Source organism: Mesorhizobium sp. P3_A8 (genome assembly GCF_056402995.1).
The window spans coordinates 1-19,110 of sequence record NZ_JBFUGI010000022.1 but is presented as its reverse complement, the minus strand read 5'-3'; the positions used below and the strand labels follow the sequence as shown (position 1 = coordinate 19,110).

Here is a 19,110-nt window from a genome sequence, read left to right as displayed (position 1 = left end):
GCGGCGGCCAATCCGATCATCCGGCAGACCTACGAGCCCATTGCCAGAATGGATCGTCCGAAAAAGCTGCATCCATATCCGCCACCCGTGTGACGATCTCGGAAGCAGTCCTCAGCACGGTCACATCAAACGTGGATTCAACCCAATGCCTGAACTCGACAGGCGCGCGATAGGGGACAACATGTTCATCTCCGCGATGCTCATTCACATAGGCGTCTTCGGGCGTCAGCGCGAAGACCTCTGGCCAGCAGGTTTCCTCGTAGCCGATGGCCAGCAAACGCAAGAAATCGACGGCATTGTTTGCAAGCACGCAGGACAAGGTAGATCCGGATCCGGATCCCAGATGTACGAAGCGCTGCACGCCCTTGTCGTCCACCCAGATCCCCGCCTGCGATCCCTCGCCACCTGTAACGATGAAGGGCGCAACTCGTCCCGGCGCGGAAGCATCATCATTGCCAAGCCAAGCTCTCATCAAGTCAGGATCGACGACCGTGAAATGGGTACGACTTATTCCCTGTCTTTGCTCCACGGTAGCCGGGTAAAGGGAGGCATAGCGGATAGCCTCGTTTCGGACGAAGCCGTTATCCTCCATCCAGCGAAACGTCATCCACAATTCTTCCGGCATTCGCAGCATCGAAGGAAACGTGCTTTCGACCTCGCTCAAAAAGCTCGTCACGCCATGCCTCCGATGCCTGCCTGTGCTATCGGCTGAGACGCGTTCGACAATCTCACAGGCGCTGCCAGATCACCTTCAGCGGCGCGCCCATGGCTTGCTCGATCGTCCGCAATTGCTCGCTGGCGAGCGATGCCACACCGGGATTCACAACGGTCAGCGCGCAGACCCCGAACGCCGCCGGCCAGACATAGCGCAAATCGTTCAGCGACGAGGCCTTTTGACAGCATGGCGTGGTGACCGAAAGGTCTTCGAAGCGTGACACGGCTGCCTGGTCCATTGCCTCGCCCCACCAGTCCTCCAGGTCGCTGCCGCAAAACGGGCAGTGGATGCTTTCCGTGTTGGCTCCGGCGTCGAAGAACGTCACGCCTTCCTCGTATTCGACGGCGACATGCTCGGCCAGTGGGAACAATCCGCGCGCAATCTTCACGGCTGCCGTGGCAGCCGCTTCGTCGGGATGCCAGTGTGGATCATAAGGCACCAAGTGCAGAAAATTGTCGGACATGGTCCCTCCTCTTCATGGATTGAGGATGACCGTTCGAAGCATGTCGCGCAATGGTCGAACACCGATTGCCGGGCCCGACCACCACTCGATATCAGTGCCCGCCGAGATGCGGCACCTGCCTGCCTCAAACCGCGCGAATAATCCCTCCATCGACTCGGATGTTCTGCCCAGTGATATAGCCAGCCCCTTCCGAAGCCAGGAACGCAATCGTCGCGGCGATCTCCTCGCTCGTGCCGTAGCGCTGCATCGGCACGCTGTCGCGGCGCTCTTCGGTCGCCGGCAGGCTGTCGATCCAGCCGGGCAGCACATTGTTCATGCGCACATTGTCAGCGGCATAGGTGTTGGCGAAGATTTTGGTGTAGGCGGCAAGCCCGGCGCGGAACACTGCCGAGGTCGGGAACATCGGGCTCGGCTCGACCACCCATGCCGTCGAGATGTTGATGATGGCGCCGCCCTTCTGCTTCACCATCTGCGGCGCCACGATGCGCACCGGCCGGATGACGTTGAGCAGATAGACGTCCATGCCGGTATGCCACTGCTCATCCGTGATCTCGAGGATCGGCGCGCGCGGGCCGTGGCCGCCGCTGTTGACCAGCACGTCGATGCGGCCATAGCGCTCGATCGTCAGGTCGACGAGGCGCTGCAGATCGTCGTTCGACTGGTTGGAGCCGGTGACGCCGAGCCCGCCCAATTCATTGGCCAGCGCCTCGCCCTTGCCCGAGGACGACAGAATGGCGACCTTGAAGCCGTCCGCCGCCAGGCGCTTGGCCGCTGCCGCGCCCATGCCGCTGCCGCCGGCCACGACAACTGCTACTTTTTCTACACTCATTGGATTTTCCTCTTCGGGTTGGCGGGCACCGCAAGCGGCGTTTTCGGGATTTGAGCGGTGATATAGCTGGTTTTTCCGCCCGGTTCGAACCAGAATGCCTGAAATCAACCAGTAGAAAAACTCCTGCATGCCCGAAGCCTTCCTCAGCCTACCGCCGTTGAATGCGCTGCGCGCCTTCGAAGCCTCGGCGCGCCATCTCAACTTCCGCATCGCCGCCGAGGAGCTGAACGTCACGCAAGGGGCGGTGGCCCAGCATATTCGCGGGCTGGAGGCCGATCTCGGCACGAAACTGTTCGAGCGGCTGCCGCGCGGCCTGGCGTTGACCGATGAGGGCCGCGCCTATGTGCCCAACATCCGCCGCGCCTTCGACCTGATCTCGGAGGCGACGCTGCTGCTGCGCCCTGAACCGGCGCGGCTGACGATCAGCGTGACGCCGAGCTTCGCCACCAAATGGCTGATCCCCAGGCTGCAGGATTTCATGGCCGACAATCCGCTGGTTGACCTGCGCGTGCTGGCCAGCGAGAGCCTGTCGAGTTTCCAGGCCGACGGCGTCGACATTGCTGTCCGGCAAGGCCGCCCGCCCTTTGGCGCCGGCCTGATCGTCGACCTGCTGTTTCCCCAGCAGATCGTTGCAATCTGCAGCCCGGCCCTGCTACCGGCCGGCACGACCGCAATCGCGGCGGCCGAAATCCAGCATCACGTCCTGCTGCACGACGCGCACAATCTGTGGCCTGAATTCATGGAAAAGGCCGTCGGCCTGAGGATGACGGCCGAGCTCAAACGCATGCGCTTCAACCAGACCAGCCTCGCCATCGACGCCGCCATCGCCGGCCAGGGCATAGCGCTGGCAAGCCGCTTCCTCGTTGCCGCCGATCTCGCCGCCGGCCGATTGGTCCAGCCGGTCAGCGGCGAAATGCGCGGCACGCAGGATTTTTATGTCGTGATGCCGAGAAAACAGCGCCACCCCGAGCCGACACAGGCCGTGCGGCAATGGCTGCTGGACGCGGGGGAACGGCCACCGGCCTAGATCGGCAGCAACGCGTCCGGCTTCACATTGGCGATCGAGGCATAGGTATGCGTCTCCCGGACGCCCGGCAGCGGCAGGATGACCCGCTGTAGGAAATCCTGGAACATCGCCATGTCGGCGATGCGCGCCTTGACCAGATAATCGAAGCCGCCGACCACCATGTGGCATTCGATGATCTCGGGCGCTCGCAGCACCGCCTCGGCGAAGCGGTCGAAGACATGCGGCGCCGTATGATCGAGCCGCACCTCGATGAAGACGAGTTGTGCCTGCCCGATCCGGACCGGGTCGAGAACGGCCCGCACCGCCCGGATGAATCCTTCGGCGAACAGCCGCTTGATGCGTTGCGCCGCCCCGGTCGGCGACAGGCCGACGCGGCGGGCCAGATCGAGCGTCGTACGACGCCCATCCTCCTGCAACAAGCGCAGCAGCGAGCGGTCGATACGGTCGAGATCGTCCATTCAGGATTCACACTTCTTGGCGATAAATGGCGTGATTATCACGCTGAAATTGCGAAAACAGCATATTTCATCACACTATCGTGCGGCAATACCGTTAGCGGGCAACGCAACCCGACCAAGGCAAAATCCCATGATGTCAATCATACCAACTTCCCGCAGCGCCCAGACCAAGGGCGACACATCCGTGCTCATCCTGAGCGAAGCCGAGGTGAAAACGAGCATCGACCTGCGCCGGCTTCTCGATGTTTTGGCAAAGGGCTTCAAGGCATTGTCCGGCGGCGAGATCGTCAATCCGGCACGGCCGCAGCTCGACATTCCGCAGGCCGGCTATTCGCTGGCGATGCCGGCCTGGATGGCGGGCATGCATCTGACGGTGAAGATCGTCAACGTGTTCGAGGGCAACATCGCCAAGGGCATCCCCAGCCATCTCGCCACCATCCATCTGTTCGACCCGGAAACGGGCATGCCGGTCTGCGTCATGGACGGCACCTATATCACCGCCGTGCGCACCTCCGGCTCGGCCGTGCTCTCGGTGCGGGAACTGGCCCGCCGCGACGCCAGGGTGGCGACGGTGGTCGGCGCCGGCGTGCAAGCCGGCCAGCACTTGCACCTTCTGCCGCTGGTGCGGGACTTCACCGAAATCCGCGTCGTCTCGAAGGAATTCGCGGACGCGCAGGCGCTCGCAGCGCAGCATCCAGGCGTCGTCGCCGTCAGTGATCTCGAAGCCGCGGTGCGCTCATCGGATGTCGTCTGCCTGGCAACGCATTCCTACCAGCCGGTGATTTCAGCCGAATGGGTGCGGCCAGGCACGCATGTCTCGTCGGTGGGCGTCGCGCCGCCCGGCGGCGAGTTGCCGGTCGAGCTTGTCGGCCGGGCCAGCCTGTTCGTCGAGACCAGGGACGCCTTCGCGCCTACTCCGGTCGGCTCTTGCGAACTCAACGGCTTCGATCCGCAAACCGGAACCGAGCTTGGCGAAATGCTGCTTGGGGAGCGGCCGGGAAGAACCAGCGCCGACCAGATCACCGTCTACAAGGCCATGGGTGTTGCCATGGAGGACATGGTGGCGGCGGATCTTGCTTATCGCGAGGCAGTTCGGCGAGGCTTGGGGCAGGCTGTTGCCTTGTAGAGGATGCGCAAACGACCGAGGCAAGGTCGCGCCGTTTGACTGGATGCGAAATCATTTTTAGGACTGATGGATGCAGTCGAAATCTTCCAAAAGAATCATCGTCATCGGCGGCGGCATTGCCGGGCTGTCGCTTGCCGCCGCCGTGCGGGATTGGGCGTCCGTCACCGTCATCGAGCGCGAGCCGCATCTCGGCTACCACGCCAGCGGCCGCTCCGCCGCTCTGTTCACCGAGACCTATGGCAACCGGCTGGTGCGCGCGCTGACGCTGGCCAGCCGGCAAGCGGTGGTCGAGGGCGGCTTCGTCGCCCATCGGCGCGGCGCGCTGCATGTCGGCTGGGCCGGTGACGGTGCGGCAATAGACCGGCTGGCCGGCGAATTGCAGGCGCTGGTGCCCAGCGTGCGCCGCCTGTCGGCAGCCGAGCTGCATGAGATGGTCCCGGTCATTGCAGCCGAGGCCAGCTGCGGCGGCGTCTATGAGCCGGACGCGGTGGATATCGACACGGGCAAGATGCTGGCAGCCTGCGCCTCGGCGCTGAAGGCGAGCGGCGGCGTGATCCGCACCGGTGAGGAAGTCCGCGCCATTTCGCAAGACGACGGCGGTCTGCGGGTGGAAACGAGCGCCGGTGTCTCCTCGGCCGACATCGTCGTCAACGCCGCCGGCGCCTGGGTCGATGTCGTCGCCGGCATGGCCGGGCTCTCCGGCCTCGGCTTCCAGCCGAAACGCCGCACCGCTTTCCTGTTCGACCCGCCTCTAGGCACTGACATCGCCAGCTGGCCGCTGGTGGTCGATTTGCATGAACAATTCTACTTCAAGCCGGATGCCGGCAGGCTGATCGGCTCGCTCGCCGACGAGACGGATTCCGAGCCTTGCGACGCGTATCCGGAAGACCTCGACGTCGCCATCGGCGTCGACCGCATCGAACAGGCGACCTCGATGCGCATCGGCCGTCCCTCGACGCCGTGGGCGGGCCTGCGCACTTTCGCGCCCGACCGCACGCCGGTCGCCGGCTTCGACCCGCGCCTGCCCGGCTTCTTCTGGCTCGGCGGCCAGGGCGGCTACGGTTTCCAGGTGTCGCTGACCTTGGCCAGGCTGAGTTCGGCGCTGATGCGCGGCGAGCCCTTGCCCGAGGATGTCGCGGCCCTCGGCGTCACCGCAGCGGCACTGGCGCCCGATCGTTTCCTGGCCCCGGCGACGCCATGAAGTTCAAGCCCCTTCGCTCGGCGCCGCCTATGCCGCACTCGTGACGGCAAGGTCCCGAACGGAGGTGGAACGCCTTGCCGGGATATGAGACGCTGTCTGATCCCCTGACGCGAGATGCCGCCATGAAACCCACGCTGCCGCTGCTGTTGAGCCTCAATGGCGGCTATGTCGACACGGCCGGCTTCCTGGCGCTGCAGGGCCTGTTCACCGCGCATGTGACGGGGAATTTCGTCACGCTCGGCGCCTCGCTGGTGCTAGGCATTTCGGGCGTCGCGGCAAAGCTGCTGGCGCTGCCGGTGTTCTGCATCGTCGTCATCCTCACCCGGCTGGCCGGCGAACACTTGCGCCGGCGCGGACACCAGGCGCTCGGGGTCCTGCTGGCGACCAAACTGGCGCTGCTTGTCGTCGGCGCCGCACTGGCAATCCGCTTCGGCCCTTTCGCCAGCGGCGACAGCGCGGCCGCGATCGTCACCGGCATGGTGCTGGTCGCCGCAATGGCGATCCAGAACGCCGTCCACCGGGTCCATCTGGCGGCCGCCCCGCCCTCGACGCTGATGACTGGCACCACCACCCAGATCATGATCGACCTCGCCGATCTCATCGGTGGCCCGGCACCGGAGGCCCGCCCGGCGCTCATTGCCCGCTTGCGGCGCATGGCGGCGGCAGTCGCCGTCTTCGCCGTCGGCTGCGCCGCAGCTGCACTCGGCTATGCCTTCGCCAATGTCTGGTGCTTCATCGTCCCGCCGGTGATCGCGCTCGCCGCGCTCGTGCTGCGGCTTTCCGCGCCGGACGCGGAAGCGAAATAGACAGCTCTCAGTCTTCGTCCGTCCAGATCAGGCGCAGCATGCGCAGCAGCGTCGCCCGCTCCTTCTTCGTCAGCCGATGCAGGAACCGGTCCTCGTGCCGGCGAACCTGTTGCCGCCACCCAGGCATGGCTTCTCTTGCGGCCTGGGTCAGGGTGAGCATCCGCACGCGCTTGTCCTGCGCATGGTCGTCGCGTTCGACCAGTCCGCGCTCTTCCAATTCGGCGAGCAGCGGCGCCATGTTGGCGCTTTTCATGCCGAGAAGGCGGCAGAGTTCGGCGGCGCGGATGCCAGGCCGTTCATCGATCAGCGCCAGCATGCCGTAGGTCACCGGGCGCAGCGCCGCATCAGCCAGCTCGACCGCAAAATCGTTGAGCGCGAAGGCCGAGGCACGCCTCAGATTGTAGCCGATCTGCGCGTCGAGCGCGTCCTCGGGCCTCAGGCCTGGCGCGCCGCTGCTGGCGTGAACCTCTGTATCATCCATGCTGCAACCGATCGCCGCGATCACCCCTCTTGTCAAGCGAAAAAGACTATGCGACATAGCAATCTAGATAGCTATCCTTCATAGCAATTCTCAAATGCCAGAAGCGAAACGGGAGGACACCGACCATGACCGACGAGACCGTTGCCTTCGATGTCGAGAGCGGCATCGCCTGGGTGCGCTTCAACCGGCCGGACAAGCGCAACTGCATGAACCCGGCGCTCAACCGGCGCATGATGGAGGTTCTCGACGAGCTCGAGTTCCGCGACGATGTCGGCGTGCTGGTGCTGTCGGGCGAAGGCAGCGCCTGGTCGGCCGGTATGGACCTCAAGGAATATTTCCGCGAGACCGAGGCCAAAGGCCTTGGCGCCATCCGCAAGGCGCAGGCGGAAGCCTATGGCTGGTGGCGGCGGCTGCGCTGGTACGGCAAGCCGACCATCGCCATGGTCAATGGCTGGTGCTTTGGCGGCGGCTATGGCCCGCTCTTTGCTTGCGACCTCGCCTTCGCCGCCGACGAGGCGCAGTTCGCGCTGTCCGAGATCAACTGGGGCATCCTGCCCGGCGGCGGCGCCACCAAGGTGGTGGTCGACCTCCTGTCGATGCGCGATGCCATGTACCACGCGCTGACCGGCGAGCTCATCGACGGCAAAAAGGCCGCCGCCTGGAAGCTGGTCAATGAAAGCCTGCCGCTGGCCGACCTGAAGGCGCGCGTCACCGAGGTTGCCAATACCTTGTTGAAGAAGAACCCGATCGCGCTGAAGGCGACGAAGGATGCCATCCGCCGCGTCGCCGAGATGACCTACGACAATGCCGAGGACTATCTCGTCCGTGCCCAAGAGGCGGCGAACTTCCACGACAATTCGGGCCGCAAGGAAGGCATCCGCCAGTTCATCGACGAAAAGAGCTACAAGCCCGGTCTCGGCGCCTACGACAAGGCCAGATAACGCCATAGACTACCGACGCAATCTGGGAGGAGATGCGAATGCCGGCCTGGACGACGCCCGATCCCGTGGCCCTGCATGCCAGCGCGCAGCCGGATCGTCTCGCTTGTGTCGACCTCGCATCCGGCCGGCGCTGGACATACCGCGCCTTCGACGAGGCCATCCAGCGCGCCGTCGGCGTTCTCGAAACCAGCCATGGCGTCGAGCCGGGGCAGCGGATCGCCACGCTTGCCCGCAACAGCGCCGATCTGCTGATCCTGCAACAGGCCGCCATGCGGCTCGGCGCCATCTTCGTGCCGTTCAACTGGCGGCTCGCCGCCGCCGAACAGCAGGCGATCCTCGAGGATTGCGACCCGGTGCTGCTGCTGCATGACGCAGCCCTTGAGGCGGCGCTGCCCAAAGGCTGCATATCGATCGAAGTCGCAGCCTTCGCCGCGGCGGTCGAGGCGCAGGTCCCGGCGCCGCGCCGTCCCTTGCCCGCCAGCGATGCACCATCGATCATCCTCTACACCTCAGGCACGTCGGGCCGGCCGAAGGGCGTCATCGTCACCGAGCGCAACGCCTTGGCCACCGCGGTCAATTTCGGCGTGCTGGCTCGCGTCGGCAATGCCAGTGTCTTCCTCTGCGATACGCCGATGTTCCATGTGATCGGCCTCGTCACCAATCTGCGGCCGCCGCTGCTGCAGGGCGGCACGGTGCTGATCTCGCCCGGCTTCGACGCACGCGCCACCAACCGTCGCCTCGCCGATCCCGCGCTGGGTGTCACCCACTATTTCTGCGTGCCGCAGATGGCCAAAATGCTGCGCGATCATCCGGATTGTACGCCTTCGCGCTGGACCACCCTCACCGCCATCTTCACCGGCGGCGCGCCCAATCCGGCCGCCGACATCAACTGGTGGCTGGCGCAAGGCGTGCGCATGGCCGACGGCTTCGGCATGACCGAGGCCGGCACCGTGCTTTGCATGCCGGTCGATGCCGACCGGATCGCAGCCAAGGCCGGCTCGTCCGGCCTGCCGGCACCAACCATCGGCCTGCGCATCGTCGACGACTCCGGCCGCGACGTGGCCGTTGGCGAACCCGGCGAGATCTGGCTGTCCGGCCCCTCGATCACGCCAGGCTACTGGAATCGGCCGGAAGAGACGGCCAGCGCCTTCACCGCCGATGGCTGGTTGCGCACCGGCGACATCGGGCAGCGGGACGACGAAGGCTTCGTCACCATCGTCGACCGCCGCAAGGACATGTTCATCTCCGGCGGCGAGAACGTCTATCCCGTCGAAATCGAGATGGTACTGCTCGCCCATCAAGACATTGCCGAGGCAGCGGTGATCGGCATTGCCGACGCGCGCTGGGGCGAAGTCGGCCGCGCCTTCGTCGTGCTGAAGCCAGGCCGTGTTGTCGACCCTGGCGCGCTGGCAAGCTATTGCACCGCCCGCATCGCCCGCTACAAGGTGCCGAAGGAGTTCCTGCTCACCGAGGCGCTGCCGCGCACCGCCTCCGGCAAGGTCCAGAAACACATCCTTCGCACATGGACAGCACCGGCCGGCGGGCAGGACCGAGCATTCAGCCGGCCGACCGGAAGATAGCAACGACTGCCGCAACAATTTGCGCATTGTCCTTCGCCACCGTTCCGTCGGGCAGCGTCCTGCCGTCTTCCAGGCCGACGCGCGTCGACCAGCGCTTTTGCTGCGCCAGCTCCACGAAGGGCCAGACCTTGGCGTCGACGCCATGCAGCAGGATCGGCCGCCGCACTTCGGCGCGCTCCAGCACGGCGGCAATGCCATGCGCCTCGTCGAGTGCGGCGGCAAGATCCTGGATGTCGATCTCGATCAGGATGCGCAGCACCCGGCCGTGGTCGGCAAGCGCCACGAAGCGCTCGGCATCGGCAATCGTGGCAAGCCCGGCCTCGATGCCGACGCCGCGCTGGCGCAACAGCTCCATCACGGCGGGCGCGTCGGCCTCCGACAGGTTGACCGAGGCATAATCGGGCAGCTCGCACCAGGCGGCGATCGCTGTGCGGGTGCGCGAAACATCGTTCTCGATCCAGGCGCCGGTCGACACGCCGACAAATGTGCCCGGGCAGGCGTTGCGCACGGCAAGCACCGTCGCGTCGACGGCGGCCAGGCTTTCGCGCCCGTCGGCACCGCGCGGATGGATGTGCAGTTCGGCGGCACCGGCGGCAACGCAAGCGGCGGCATCGCTGGCCATGGCCTGCGCCGTCAGCGGCAGCTTTGGATGGAAATCGCGCGGACGCGCGCCGTTGATGCAGGCCTGGACGATCATGAGTATCACCTCGGACAAGGAGGTGGCAGTCTAGCCGCGCGGCAAGGCAGGGCAAAGAGTTGGGCGGTGTCACTCCTGACAGCGCGGCCAGGATCCAACGGCATTTGAATAAAACGCCCCTGTGGATATTTACCCCGCGTTCCGCCGGGCCGGCCAAGATACATTAGGGCGGGATCATGGAGGGACCATTGACCAGCGATTTTTCAGCCGCCCGCATCCATCTCGAACGCGCCTACCACTATCTGCGCGGCAATGACGAGACGAGCCGCCTGACATGCGAGGCCCTCGACCTCTTGATCGAGACGGTGGCGGAAGCACAGCACAGGCGGCCCGAGGCTGGAGTGGTGGAATTTCCGCAAGCGACGATGCGGCAATCCAGCTGATCAGGATGCCTTGCGGGCCGGTGCCCGGTGTGCCGGCCCGGTTGCACGCGCCACGATCTGCTCCAGCGGTTCCGGCCGGTGCAACAGAAAACCCTGGCCGAAATCGACGCCCATCGCCTGCAGGATGCCGAGCGTCTCCGGTTCTTCGATCTTCTCGGCCACGACGGCGCAGCCGACGCTGCGGGCAATGCCCGATATGGCCGAGACGATTTCGCGGTCGAAGCGGCTCTCGGCGATGTGCTCGATGAAGGAACCGTCGATCTTGATGGCATCGACCGGGAAGCGCCTGAGATATTCGAACGAGCTCATGCCGGCGCCGAAATCGTCGAGGCTGACCTTGCAGCGTCGCTCGCGTGCCTTGCGCACGAACGCCTCGGCGGCGTCGAAATTGGTGACGGCGGCGGTTTCGGTGATCTCGAAGCCGATGCCGGAATGCGGCGCCCCGGTTTGCTCGATGATGCTGTCGACGAAGTCCCACAGCCCGGGATCGCTCAGCGTCTGCGCCGACAGGTTGAAGCCGAGCGTCAGCGCGCCCAAGCGCAACGCCGCACCATGCCGCGACAGCGCGGTGCGGATGATCCAGCGATCGAGCCTGGCGGCGATGCCGAACCGCTCGGCCACCGGAATGAATTCGCCGGGCGGCACCAGCCGGCCGTTGCGCGCCGAAAGCCTGGCCAGCACTTCGACATGCCGGCTCTCTTGCCAGGGCTTGCCCAGCAGATGGATTTCCTGGCCGAACAGTTTTAGCCGCCCGTCCTCCATGGCGTCGACCGTGTCAGCGGCAATGCGGGCGGCGTTAAGCCCACCCGACCCCGATTCCACCGTCGCGGAAAACACCGCGAAACGGTTGCGCCCAGCAGCCTTGGCCGCGTAGCAGGCATCGTCGGCGCAGGCCAGCGCATCGGCCACCGTGGTGTTGGCGTCGTCGATGAAGGCGATGCCGATCGACGCCGCCAGCTTGCGCGATGACGTGGCTGGGCCGAGATCGGCCTCGCGCACCGCGCCAAGCACGGCTGTGGCAATCCGCTCGGCCTGCGACGCGTCACAATGCGGCACCAGCAGCGCGAATTCGTCGCCGCCCAGCCGCGCCGCATGCGCCGATGGCGGCAGGCAGGCGCGAATGCCTGCGGCAACACTCTTCAGTGCCAGGTCGCCGGCGGCGTGGCCGGCAAAGTCGTTGAGCGCTTTGAAGTAGTCGAGATCGACGTAGAACACCGCAAGCGGCACACCCGCCGCGATATGGTCGGTAAGCAGCCGGTCGAAGGCGGAGCGGTTCCACAGCCCGGTCAGCGCATCGTGACGGGCCGCATAGGCAAGCTCCTGCTCGCGCAGCTTGTCCTCGGTGATGTCGCGCACGGTGCCAAGGACCTGGCCGGCAGCACCCGCAGCGGCAATAAAGCGTACCAGTGATTCGACATGGCGGACATCGCCGTTGCGCTTGACGATGCGGTACTGCGAGGCGGTGACTCCGTCCGAGCCGGGTGCCGGCTGGTGCGCGCGCTCGGTGGCTTCCTTGTCGTCTGGGTGAAGGAAAGTATGCCAGAGGTCGGCCGTCACCTCGTCGGTGTCGGCGACGAGGCCGAATATGTCCCTGGTGCGGGCGTCCCAATAGCTCTTGCTGGTGGCGATGTCGTGGTGCCAGATACCGGTACCGCTGGCGGCGAGCGCCAGCCGGAAGCGCACATTGACCTGCTCGAGCTCCGCCTCGGCCGCCTTCTGCTTCGAAATGTCGGTCTGCACGCCCATCAGCCGCAGCGGCCGTCCGTCCGCGCCGCGCTCGACGATGCCGCCGCGATCGAGCACCCACACCCAATGGCCCAGCTTGTGCTTCAGCCGGAGTTCGGTCTCGATGGCCTCGGTCTGACCGGTAATATGGGCGTCACCGCTGGCCAGTGCCCGCTCGCGGTCGTCCGGATGCGTCAGTTGCAGCCAGAGGTCAGCCGTGTCGGCAAGCTCGCCCTCCTCATAGCCGAGCATGCGCCACCAGGTCGGCGAATAGAAGCAGCTGCCGTTTGCAATATCCCAGTCCCAGACGCCAAGATGAGCGCGTTCGAGCGCCAGCGCCCAAAACTCTCCATTGCGACTTTTCTCGTCCTGACGCGCCATCTTCTGTTTTCGCTCATCCCCGCCAAGCGGCAATCTGCAGCAAAACCAGAGAAGAAAGCGTTACTTGATGCCAAGAAGGCACGTCGTGCTTCGCCGAACAGCCGTCTCTTGGTGAGCGTCTTTCGATTGGCCGGCAAGAACCGGAGTTTTGCGCGCAGCCAATCGTCCTATTGCTGGCCCAGGTCATCGGCAACCGCCGATGATCCCCAGGTCATCGGCGTCATCGGCGCGCCGATGACCCTGCGAAACAAGAGGACCCTCCCAATGACCAAACAAGAAGACAACAAGGCCGTCGTCGTCAGATGGTTCACCGACTTCTGGGGTGAAACCTGCGATCTGTCTGTCGTCGACGACATCGCAGCACCCGACATGCTGCTCAGATATTCCCTGCACGAGCCGCGCCGGGGCCGCGACGACATCAAGGCCTTCATGACCGATTTCCGCGCCGCCTTCCCGGATCTCAACTTCTGGGCCACCGCCGACCTCATCGCCGAGGGCGACTATGTCGTCGGCCAGTGGGAGGGCGGCGGCACGCATACCGGCCCGGCCTTCGGCGATTTCCTCGCAGGCTCGCTGCCCGCCGCCACCGGCCGCGCCATGCGCTTCACCGGCACCACCGTGCTGAAGGTGATCGACGGCCGGATCGTCGAGGAGATCGGCCTCGACGACGGCGTCGCGGCGCTGACCCAGCTCGGCCTGATCAAGGCCGCCTGAGGCAGTCAAGCGGAGCGATCGTTTTCGGGCCAGGCGGCATCAATGCCGCCTGGCCTCATTCCCTACTGGCTCGGCGCGATCGCGTGTTCGCACGACACTTTCGGGTTCATGTCGGCGAAGGTGCCGGTCGGGTTGCCCTTCCAGGCCCAGACATGCAGTTCGTAGAACTCGCCCAGGCCATAGCGGTTGGGCGCGCTGTTGAAGTTGAACAGCTGTCCGTCGAGCGACGCCGGGCCCTTCGAGGTGATGTATTCGACCGCCACCAACTTAAGCCGGCCGTCGGCCATCGGCTCGTACATCACGGCTTCAGGCCGGGCGATGTCGATCTTGTCATCCCTGAGATACTGGCCATTGACGTAGTGGATGCCCATGGCGCCGCCGGTGATGCCGCTGGCGCAGGGAATGGGCGCATAGCCCTCGGCCGTCGCCGCCTTGACATCAAGGAACCGGCTGTTGGCGGCCCGTACCTTGTCGGCCAGCGGGTTGGGGCCGGATACAGCTTCAGCCGCTTGCTGATGCGCCCATGCGAAGCCGGTGCAGACGGCCAGCGTGGCCCCCGCCATGACGAGCCTGTTGCGAAGGTTTGATTTCATATCCATTCCATTCTTCTTGAAAAAGCACAGCGGGCCGGCCGCCGAAAATACGGAGGCCCGGCAGGCAAGCGCCGTGACTGTTGTTGCTTGTCGATCCCGAAATCGATGTGACGACTGCCGGGAAGGATCATCCCTTCGGCAGATACGGGATCGTCCCGGCCAGATCGGTGTCGTCGATCAGCTGGAAGCGGCTGTCGCTGCCACCCTGACGCGCCGAAACGAAAGGCGCGTAGGCCGGATCGTTGGTGAAGGCGCGCGCCGCCGCTTCCGACGGGAACGCCATCAAGGCGATCAGCGTGGTGTCGAGCGGCTTGCCTTCAAGCGTCTTCACATTGCCGCTGCGCGACAGATATTTGCCGCCATGCTTGTGGACGATGTCGTGCACCGAGGCCGCGTATTCCGGCACCCAATTCGGGTCCTTCATCTTGATGTCGGCGATAACGTAAGCAGTCATGGTCGTCTCCTGGTTGCGGCGCACAGGGGTATCCAGTGCAACCGTCCAAAGGGCTCGCATGGCACGGCCTCTGCCAACCAGTCCGCGATCTGTACTGGGCCGGTACAGTTTCTGTACTCGCCGCTTCAATCACGAAGGGCTAATGTTCGCCCAGCTTCGAGGGAGGGACACCAATCATGACCCAGCACGGATACAAGCAGTTCTGCCCGCTATCGATGGCCGCCGAGGTGCTGTGCACTCGCTGGACGATGGTGCTGATGCGCGAATTGGTGGCGGGTTCGACCCGCTTCAACGATTTGCGCCGGGGCGTGCCAAAGATGTCGCCAACCCTTCTGTCGCAACGGCTGAAGGAGCTCGAGCTGGCAGGGATCGTCGAGCGCAAGGAGATCCCGGGCGAGAAGGGGATCTTCGACTACCGGCTGACCGAGGCCGGCCGCGATTTGCGCCCCGTCGTCGAGGCGATGGGTTTCTGGGGGCAGAAATGGGTCGAGTCCCGGCTGTCGCTCAAAAACCTCGATCCGTCGCTGCTGATGTGGGACATGCGGCGCAATCTGAACCCCTCGCCGCTGCCCGAGGGACGCACGGTGATACAATTCCTGTATCAGGATCTCCCGGCATCCAAACGCTCCTGGTGGCTGATCGTCGAGAAGCATGGCGAGGTCGACCTGTGCTGGTACGATCCGGGCTTCGATGTCGACCTCTACGTCTCGACCGACCTGCACACGATGACGGCGATCTGGATGGGATTGCTCACCGTCGAGAAGGCCGGCGCGAAGGTCGCCCTGACCGGCGACCAGGCCATCGGCAAGAAGATGCAGACCTGGCTTGGGCTCAGCCCGTTCGCGGTGGAGCCCAAACGCGCGGCGTAGCAGAGCTGAGAGCCAAACACTTATCGCCTTTGGGTGGCATGTCACGAAAACAATGGCTTACAGCGCGTCTTTGAATCCGATTGGATGCGACCGGTCGACGGGATCGGGTGCTTCAATCGGGTAGTGCTTGTCCTCATAAGCCTCGATCAGAGTCGCGAGAACGTCGAAGCGATCACCTTCGGGAGAGCCGACCTCCGGCTCATTCTCGAAATATCCGGCGATCCTGGCGATCGCCCAATCGTGATCGGCTTCGGTCTTAATGGGTCGAATGTTTTCCATCACACCTTCTCCGGATCGATCCTCTCATACTCTTTGTGTGTCCCGACGAACAGGCTTGCAGCTGACAGTTGTCAGGAAACGGGTGGCGGAGCCGGCTTCCGGCGGCTTCAATGCGGCCATGTTCATCACTCTCGCCAAAGACCTGAAATCCATGCCGTTGCCGGTCACCGACGACCCGCGTTGGGCGCGCATCGTCGCGCGCGACAAATCGGCGAACGGCGAATTCTGGTATTCGGTGGCGACGACCGGCGTCTATTGCCGGCCCTCCTGTCCGTCGCGGCGCGCCAACCCCGGGAATGTGCAACTGCACGACACGCTGGCTCAGGCGAAGGCGACCGGTTTTCGCGCCTGCCGGCGCTGCAATCCGGATGGCCCTTCGCTCGACGCCGGCAATGCGACGATGGTCGCCGATGCCTGTCGCAGGATCGAGCAGAGCGAGGCGGAACCCTCGCTCGCTGAACTGGCTGATGCCGCCGGCCGCAGCGCCGGCCATTTCCACCGCGTCTTCAAGGCGATCACAGGGCTGACGCCGAAGGACTATGCCGCCGCGCACCGCGCCGCCCGGGTCCGCCAGGGTCTGGAAGACGGCACCAGTGCCACCACGGCGATCTACGATGCCGGCTTCAGTTCGAGCGGGCGTTTTTATGAGAAATCCACCGGCATGCTCGGCATGACGCCGACGCGCTACCGCGCCGGCGGCGCCAACGAGGACATACGCTTCGCCGTCGGCGAATCCTCGCTCGGCACCATTCTGGTTGCGTCGAGCCAAAAGGGCGTCGCCTCGATCCTGCTCGGCGACGATCCGGACGCGCTGGTGCGCGACCTGCAGGACCGTTTCCCCAAGGCACGGCTGATCGGTGGCGACAGCGATTACGAAGCGCTGGTCGCCCGCGTCGTCGGCTTCGTCGAGGCTCCACAGCTTGGTCTCGACCTGCCGCTCGACGTGCGCGGCACCGCTTTCCAGCAACGCGTCTGGCAGGCCTTGCAGGATATTCCGGTCGGCAGCACGGTTTCCTATGCCGGGATCGCCGAGCGCATCGGCGCGCCGAAGGCCACCCGCGCCATCGCTGCCGCCTGCGCCGCCAACGCCCATGCGGTCGCCATCCCTTGCCACCGCGTGATCAGGAAGGATGGCGCCCTGTCGGGCTACGCCTGGGGCGCCGAGCGCAAGCGCGCGCTGTTTGACCGCGAGGCCGGCGGAGCGGCGAAGGCCGCCGACAGGGCGGCCCGGTCTTTGCGGACCTGACGAGGGCCGGCGATGCGCACGATGGCAAGGTCTTCCACCGCCGGTGCGAATATCGAGATCGCCAACGGTGTTGCCGTCAGTCGCGCCGAAGATGCGAAGTCAGAGGTCCTGGCCGCCATCGGCGAACTGGTCGATGATGGCAAGGCCGAATGGAGCCGCACCGCGACGGGCGAGGTTGAGTTGCGGCTGTTGTCAGGCGAGGTTTTTCTACTCGGCGATGTCACCGTCACGCGTGTTGCCTGACATCCTCGGGCGAAGTGCCAATGATCTAAATCAGCGCTCTACGGCGCCCCCCTCTGTCCTGCCGGACATCTCCCCCACGAGGGGGGAGATCGGATGTAGTCACGGCCTTCGCCAATCTTCGACGTTGCAGGAGGAGAGCCGACGCAAAAGCTGCCGATCTCCCCCCTTGTGGGGGAGATGTCCGGCAGGACAGAGGGGGGCGCCGTAGAGTGCTTACCTTGGCGTCCTTCATCCTCGGGCGCCAAGATTTGAATTTGAAAGCAAGCACCGGAGTGAGCGCCAACCGGTACCTCGCTAGGGTTTAGGCACAGAAGGAGTGAAGGCAATGAACCTCATGCAAACCCACATGCAGGCGACAGCACCCAAGGCTGCCAGCCTCGACACCATCACCTATGCCATCAGCCAATCCGCGATCGGCAACATCTTGGCGGCGCGCAGCCGGATCGGCATCTGCGCCATCCTGATCGGCTCCGACGCCGACACGCTGGAGCAGGACCTCGCTGACCGTTTCCCCGGCAGGGTGCTGGTCGAGGATAAAAACGCGCTCCGCGACGATCTCGCCGCAATCGCGCGCTTCATCGAAATGCCCCGCGCCGGCCTCGACCTGCCGCTCGACATGCGCCACGGCACGCCGTTCCAGCAGCGTGTGTGGGACGCACTGCGCGCCATCCCGTGCGGCGCCACCATCACCTACACCGCGCTTGCCCGGCGGCTTGGCCAACCGAACGGCGCCCGCGCCGTGGCGACCGCCTGTGCCGCCAACGCCATCGCGCTCGGCATCCCCTGCCACCGCGTGGTCCGCGCCGACGGCACGCTGTCAGGCTATCGCTGGGGCGTCGAACGCAAGCGCGCCTTGCTGAACCGGGAGGCCACCATATGAACGCCCATGCCAGGGTTGCCGCATCCGTGGTGGAAGCCGCCGAGACACGCATCGCCGCTTACGACTGGCCGGCGCTGACCACCGAACTCGACGGTTTCGGCTGTGCGGTGATGGAAAAGCTGCTCTCACCGCAGGAGTGCCGGCAGATCGCCGGCCTCTACCCCGAGGAACAGCATTTTCGCAGTCATATCCACATGGCCAGGCATGGTTTCGGCAAGGGCGAATACCGCTATTTCCGCTATCCCTTGCCCGACCTCATCGGCGGCTTGCGCAGCGCGCTTTATCCCAGACTGGCCGAGGTCGCCAACCGGTGGAACGAGCGTATGGCGATCGCCTTGCGCTATCCCGCGACGCATGCCGAATTCCTCGACCAGTGCCATGGCGCCGGCCAGGTCAGGCCGACGCCGCTTTTGCTGCAATATGTGCCCGGCGACTTCAACTGCCTGCACCAGGACCTTTATGGCGACCTCGCCTTCCCATTGCAGGTGGCGGTCCTGCTCTCGGAACCGGGCGAGGATTTCACCGGCGGCGAATTCGCCCTGACCGAGCAGCGCCCGCGCACGCAGAGCCGGGTGGAAGTGGTGCCGCTGCGCCAGGGCGACGCCGTGGCCTTCGCCGTCCACAACCGGCCGGTACAGGGAACCAAGGGCAACTACCGCGTCAATTTGCGCCACGGCGTCAGCCGCCTGCGCTCAGGCATGCGCCACACGGTCGGCATCATTTTTCATGATGCGAAGTGAGCGTGACGGGGCGCCTTCCCTTCTCCCCCTGGGGGACTGTTGCGTAATTCGGTGGTTGTGATTCTCTGAGATTGACGCTCGGAGGGAATCACGATGGCAGTGAAGCAGACGGGTCAGTTGAGCTTGGCGGAAGCCTTTCTGGGCGGCAAGTTGGCAGGCGGTTCTTCGCCACTCGATCGATTGTCAGGTCTGGTGAAGTGGGACCGCTTCGAGAAGCTACTCAACCCGCTGCGCGATGGTGGACCGGGTCGGGCTGCCTGGCCACCGTTGGTCCTGTTC

General features: G+C 65.0%; 23 protein-coding genes and 1 pseudogene. 14 read left to right on the top strand and 10 right to left on the bottom strand.

Annotated elements, in window-relative coordinates:
* Window positions 1-16: 16 nt before the first annotated feature.
* The 3 genes from AC1DX4_RS32960 to AC1DX4_RS32950 all read right to left on the bottom strand — a co-directional run bounded on the left by AC1DX4_RS32960 (window position 17) and on the right by AC1DX4_RS32950 (window position 2,007).
* The gene (locus AC1DX4_RS32960; RefSeq protein WP_477224298.1) at window positions 17-676 is read right to left on the bottom strand and encodes a hypothetical protein; all 660 of its coding nucleotides are present in this window, start codon (window positions 674-676) and stop codon (window positions 17-19) included.
* Between the two features lie 52 nt (window positions 677-728).
* Window positions 729-1,178: a hypothetical protein gene (locus AC1DX4_RS32955; RefSeq protein ID WP_477224297.1), complete on the bottom strand. Its 450-nt coding sequence runs from the start codon at window positions 1,176-1,178 to the stop codon at window positions 729-731.
* A 124-nt stretch (window positions 1,179-1,302) separates the two neighbouring features.
* On the bottom strand, window positions 1,303-2,007 hold the full coding sequence (locus tag AC1DX4_RS32950; protein ID WP_477224296.1) for an SDR family oxidoreductase: 705 nt from the start codon (window positions 2,005-2,007) through the stop codon (window positions 1,303-1,305).
* Window positions 2,008-2,134: 127 nt separating this feature from the next.
* Between AC1DX4_RS32950 and gcvA the strand changes: the two genes are divergently transcribed.
* Window positions 2,135-3,034, top strand: a complete 900-nt coding sequence (gene gcvA, locus AC1DX4_RS32945) for a transcriptional regulator GcvA (protein WP_477224295.1) — start codon at window positions 2,135-2,137, stop codon at window positions 3,032-3,034.
* On the opposite strand, the gene AC1DX4_RS32940 is transcribed toward gcvA, so the two are convergent.
* Window positions 3,031-3,492, bottom strand: a complete 462-nt coding sequence (locus tag AC1DX4_RS32940) for an Lrp/AsnC ligand binding domain-containing protein (RefSeq protein WP_477224294.1) — start codon at window positions 3,490-3,492, stop codon at window positions 3,031-3,033. The two genes, gcvA and AC1DX4_RS32940, sit on opposite strands and share 4 nt — an antisense overlap.
* Window positions 3,493-3,622: 130 nt before the next feature.
* Between AC1DX4_RS32940 and AC1DX4_RS32935 the strand changes: the two genes are divergently transcribed.
* From AC1DX4_RS32935 to AC1DX4_RS32925, 3 genes are all read left to right on the top strand, one after another.
* Entirely contained in the window at window positions 3,623-4,618 is a 996-nt protein-coding gene (locus tag AC1DX4_RS32935; protein WP_477224293.1) for an ornithine cyclodeaminase family protein, read from the top strand.
* Window positions 4,619-4,688: 70 nt separating this feature from the next.
* On the top strand, window positions 4,689-5,819 hold the full coding sequence (locus AC1DX4_RS32930; protein WP_477224292.1) for an NAD(P)/FAD-dependent oxidoreductase: 1,131 nt from the start codon (window positions 4,689-4,691) through the stop codon (window positions 5,817-5,819).
* Window positions 5,820-5,941: 122 nt separating this feature from the next.
* Window positions 5,942-6,625, top strand: coding sequence for a YoaK family protein (locus AC1DX4_RS32925; RefSeq protein ID WP_477224291.1), 684 nt, complete (start codon window positions 5,942-5,944; stop codon window positions 6,623-6,625).
* 7 nt (window positions 6,626-6,632) lie between these two features.
* Here the strand turns inward: AC1DX4_RS32925 and AC1DX4_RS32920 are convergent, their stop codons facing one another.
* On the bottom strand, window positions 6,633-7,130 hold the full coding sequence (locus AC1DX4_RS32920; RefSeq protein ID WP_477224290.1) for a MarR family winged helix-turn-helix transcriptional regulator: 498 nt from the start codon (window positions 7,128-7,130) through the stop codon (window positions 6,633-6,635).
* Between the two features lie 101 nt (window positions 7,131-7,231).
* Between AC1DX4_RS32920 and AC1DX4_RS32915 the strand changes: the two genes are divergently transcribed.
* Window positions 7,232-8,047, top strand: coding sequence for a p-hydroxycinnamoyl CoA hydratase/lyase (locus AC1DX4_RS32915; protein ID WP_477224289.1), 816 nt, complete (start codon window positions 7,232-7,234; stop codon window positions 8,045-8,047).
* Window positions 8,048-8,079: 32 nt separating this feature from the next.
* Window positions 8,080-9,627 carry an AMP-binding protein gene (locus tag AC1DX4_RS32910; RefSeq protein ID WP_477224288.1) on the top strand — a complete coding sequence of 516 codons (1,548 nt, stop codon included), beginning with the start codon at window positions 8,080-8,082 and terminating at the stop codon, window positions 9,625-9,627.
* On the opposite strand, the gene AC1DX4_RS32905 is transcribed toward AC1DX4_RS32910, so the two are convergent.
* A complete protein-coding gene (locus AC1DX4_RS32905) occupies window positions 9,605-10,324 on the bottom strand; it encodes a 3-keto-5-aminohexanoate cleavage protein (RefSeq protein ID WP_477224287.1) in 720 nt (239 codons plus the stop codon). The genes AC1DX4_RS32910 and AC1DX4_RS32905 overlap by 23 nt on opposite strands.
* Before the next feature lie 188 nt (window positions 10,325-10,512).
* On the opposite strand from AC1DX4_RS32905, the gene AC1DX4_RS32900 reads away from it, so the two are divergent.
* Window positions 10,513-10,707, top strand: a complete 195-nt coding sequence (locus AC1DX4_RS32900) for a hypothetical protein (protein WP_477224286.1) — start codon at window positions 10,513-10,515, stop codon at window positions 10,705-10,707.
* Here the strand turns inward: AC1DX4_RS32900 and AC1DX4_RS32895 are convergent, their stop codons facing one another.
* The gene (locus AC1DX4_RS32895) at window positions 10,708-12,813 is read right to left on the bottom strand and encodes an EAL domain-containing protein (RefSeq protein WP_477224285.1); all 2,106 of its coding nucleotides are present in this window, start codon (window positions 12,811-12,813) and stop codon (window positions 10,708-10,710) included. It lies immediately after the preceding gene.
* Window positions 12,814-13,077: 264 nt separating this feature from the next.
* On the opposite strand from AC1DX4_RS32895, the gene AC1DX4_RS32890 reads away from it, so the two are divergent.
* Window positions 13,078-13,527 carry an ester cyclase gene (locus AC1DX4_RS32890; protein WP_477224284.1) on the top strand — a complete coding sequence of 150 codons (450 nt, stop codon included), beginning with the start codon at window positions 13,078-13,080 and terminating at the stop codon, window positions 13,525-13,527.
* 62 nt (window positions 13,528-13,589) lie between these two features.
* Here the strand turns inward: AC1DX4_RS32890 and AC1DX4_RS32885 are convergent, their stop codons facing one another.
* Window positions 13,590-14,126, bottom strand: a complete 537-nt coding sequence (locus AC1DX4_RS32885; protein WP_477224283.1) for a hypothetical protein — start codon at window positions 14,124-14,126, stop codon at window positions 13,590-13,592.
* Between the two features lie 121 nt (window positions 14,127-14,247).
* Window positions 14,248-14,574, bottom strand: a complete 327-nt coding sequence (locus AC1DX4_RS32880; RefSeq protein ID WP_477224282.1) for a DUF1330 domain-containing protein — start codon at window positions 14,572-14,574, stop codon at window positions 14,248-14,250.
* A 176-nt stretch (window positions 14,575-14,750) separates the two neighbouring features.
* Between AC1DX4_RS32880 and AC1DX4_RS32875 the strand changes: the two genes are divergently transcribed.
* The gene (locus tag AC1DX4_RS32875) at window positions 14,751-15,443 is read left to right on the top strand and encodes a winged helix-turn-helix transcriptional regulator (RefSeq protein ID WP_027046422.1); all 693 of its coding nucleotides are present in this window, start codon (window positions 14,751-14,753) and stop codon (window positions 15,441-15,443) included.
* Window positions 15,444-15,500: 57 nt separating this feature from the next.
* Here the strand turns inward: AC1DX4_RS32875 and AC1DX4_RS32870 are convergent, their stop codons facing one another.
* Complete coding sequence (locus AC1DX4_RS32870; protein WP_477224281.1) at window positions 15,501-15,722, bottom strand: helix-turn-helix domain-containing protein; 222 nt, start codon at window positions 15,720-15,722, stop codon at window positions 15,501-15,503.
* 118 nt (window positions 15,723-15,840) lie between these two features.
* Between AC1DX4_RS32870 and ada the strand changes: the two genes are divergently transcribed.
* The 5 genes and pseudogenes from ada to AC1DX4_RS32845 form a co-directional block, all read left to right on the top strand.
* On the top strand, window positions 15,841-16,968 hold the full coding sequence (gene ada, locus AC1DX4_RS32865; RefSeq protein ID WP_477224369.1) for a bifunctional DNA-binding transcriptional regulator/O6-methylguanine-DNA methyltransferase Ada: 1,128 nt from the start codon (window positions 15,841-15,843) through the stop codon (window positions 16,966-16,968).
* Window positions 16,969-16,980: 12 nt separating this feature from the next.
* Window positions 16,981-17,211, top strand: coding sequence for a hypothetical protein (locus AC1DX4_RS32860; RefSeq protein ID WP_477224280.1), 231 nt, complete (start codon window positions 16,981-16,983; stop codon window positions 17,209-17,211).
* Window positions 17,212-17,536: 325 nt separating this feature from the next.
* A complete protein-coding gene (locus AC1DX4_RS32855; protein ID WP_477224279.1) occupies window positions 17,537-18,091 on the top strand; it encodes a methylated-DNA--[protein]-cysteine S-methyltransferase in 555 nt (184 codons plus the stop codon).
* Window positions 18,088-18,831 carry a 2OG-Fe(II) oxygenase gene (locus AC1DX4_RS32850; protein WP_477224278.1) on the top strand — a complete coding sequence of 248 codons (744 nt, stop codon included), beginning with the start codon at window positions 18,088-18,090 and terminating at the stop codon, window positions 18,829-18,831. The genes AC1DX4_RS32855 and AC1DX4_RS32850 overlap by 4 nt, the downstream gene beginning before the upstream one ends.
* A gap of 93 nt (window positions 18,832-18,924) precedes the next feature.
* Window positions 18,925-19,110, top strand: a pseudogene (locus AC1DX4_RS32845) (IS5/IS1182 family transposase); the annotation flags it as partial.

Coding starts and splice junctions, on each gene's coding strand:
- AC1DX4_RS32955 (WP_477224297.1), bottom strand. CDS start 1,178: ATGTCCGACAATTTTCTGCACTTGGTGCCTTATGATCCACACTGGCAT.
- AC1DX4_RS32950 (WP_477224296.1), bottom strand. CDS start 2,007: ATGAGTGTAGAAAAAGTAGCAGTTGTCGTGGCCGGCGGCAGCGGCATG.
- gcvA (WP_477224295.1), top strand. CDS start 2,135: ATGCCCGAAGCCTTCCTCAGCCTACCGCCGTTGAATGCGCTGCGCGCC.
- AC1DX4_RS32940 (WP_477224294.1), bottom strand. CDS start 3,492: ATGGACGATCTCGACCGTATCGACCGCTCGCTGCTGCGCTTGTTGCAG.
- AC1DX4_RS32935 (WP_477224293.1), top strand. CDS start 3,623: ATGATGTCAATCATACCAACTTCCCGCAGCGCCCAGACCAAGGGCGAC.
- AC1DX4_RS32930 (WP_477224292.1), top strand. CDS start 4,689: ATGCAGTCGAAATCTTCCAAAAGAATCATCGTCATCGGCGGCGGCATT.
- AC1DX4_RS32925 (WP_477224291.1), top strand. CDS start 5,942: ATGAAACCCACGCTGCCGCTGCTGTTGAGCCTCAATGGCGGCTATGTC.
- AC1DX4_RS32915 (WP_477224289.1), top strand. CDS start 7,232: ATGACCGACGAGACCGTTGCCTTCGATGTCGAGAGCGGCATCGCCTGG.
- AC1DX4_RS32910 (WP_477224288.1), top strand. CDS start 8,080: ATGCGAATGCCGGCCTGGACGACGCCCGATCCCGTGGCCCTGCATGCC.
- AC1DX4_RS32905 (WP_477224287.1), bottom strand. CDS start 10,324: ATGATCGTCCAGGCCTGCATCAACGGCGCGCGTCCGCGCGATTTCCAT.
- AC1DX4_RS32895 (WP_477224285.1), bottom strand. CDS start 12,813: ATGGCGCGTCAGGACGAGAAAAGTCGCAATGGAGAGTTTTGGGCGCTG.
- AC1DX4_RS32890 (WP_477224284.1), top strand. CDS start 13,078: ATGACCAAACAAGAAGACAACAAGGCCGTCGTCGTCAGATGGTTCACC.
- AC1DX4_RS32885 (WP_477224283.1), bottom strand. CDS start 14,126: ATGGATATGAAATCAAACCTTCGCAACAGGCTCGTCATGGCGGGGGCC.
- AC1DX4_RS32880 (WP_477224282.1), bottom strand. CDS start 14,574: ATGACTGCTTACGTTATCGCCGACATCAAGATGAAGGACCCGAATTGG.
- AC1DX4_RS32875 (WP_027046422.1), top strand. CDS start 14,751: ATGACCCAGCACGGATACAAGCAGTTCTGCCCGCTATCGATGGCCGCC.
- AC1DX4_RS32870 (WP_477224281.1), bottom strand. CDS start 15,722: ATGGAAAACATTCGACCCATTAAGACCGAAGCCGATCACGATTGGGCG.
- ada (WP_477224369.1), top strand. CDS start 15,841: ATGTTCATCACTCTCGCCAAAGACCTGAAATCCATGCCGTTGCCGGTC.
- AC1DX4_RS32860 (WP_477224280.1), top strand. CDS start 16,981: ATGCGCACGATGGCAAGGTCTTCCACCGCCGGTGCGAATATCGAGATC.
- AC1DX4_RS32855 (WP_477224279.1), top strand. CDS start 17,537: ATGAACCTCATGCAAACCCACATGCAGGCGACAGCACCCAAGGCTGCC.
- AC1DX4_RS32850 (WP_477224278.1), top strand. CDS start 18,088: ATGAACGCCCATGCCAGGGTTGCCGCATCCGTGGTGGAAGCCGCCGAG.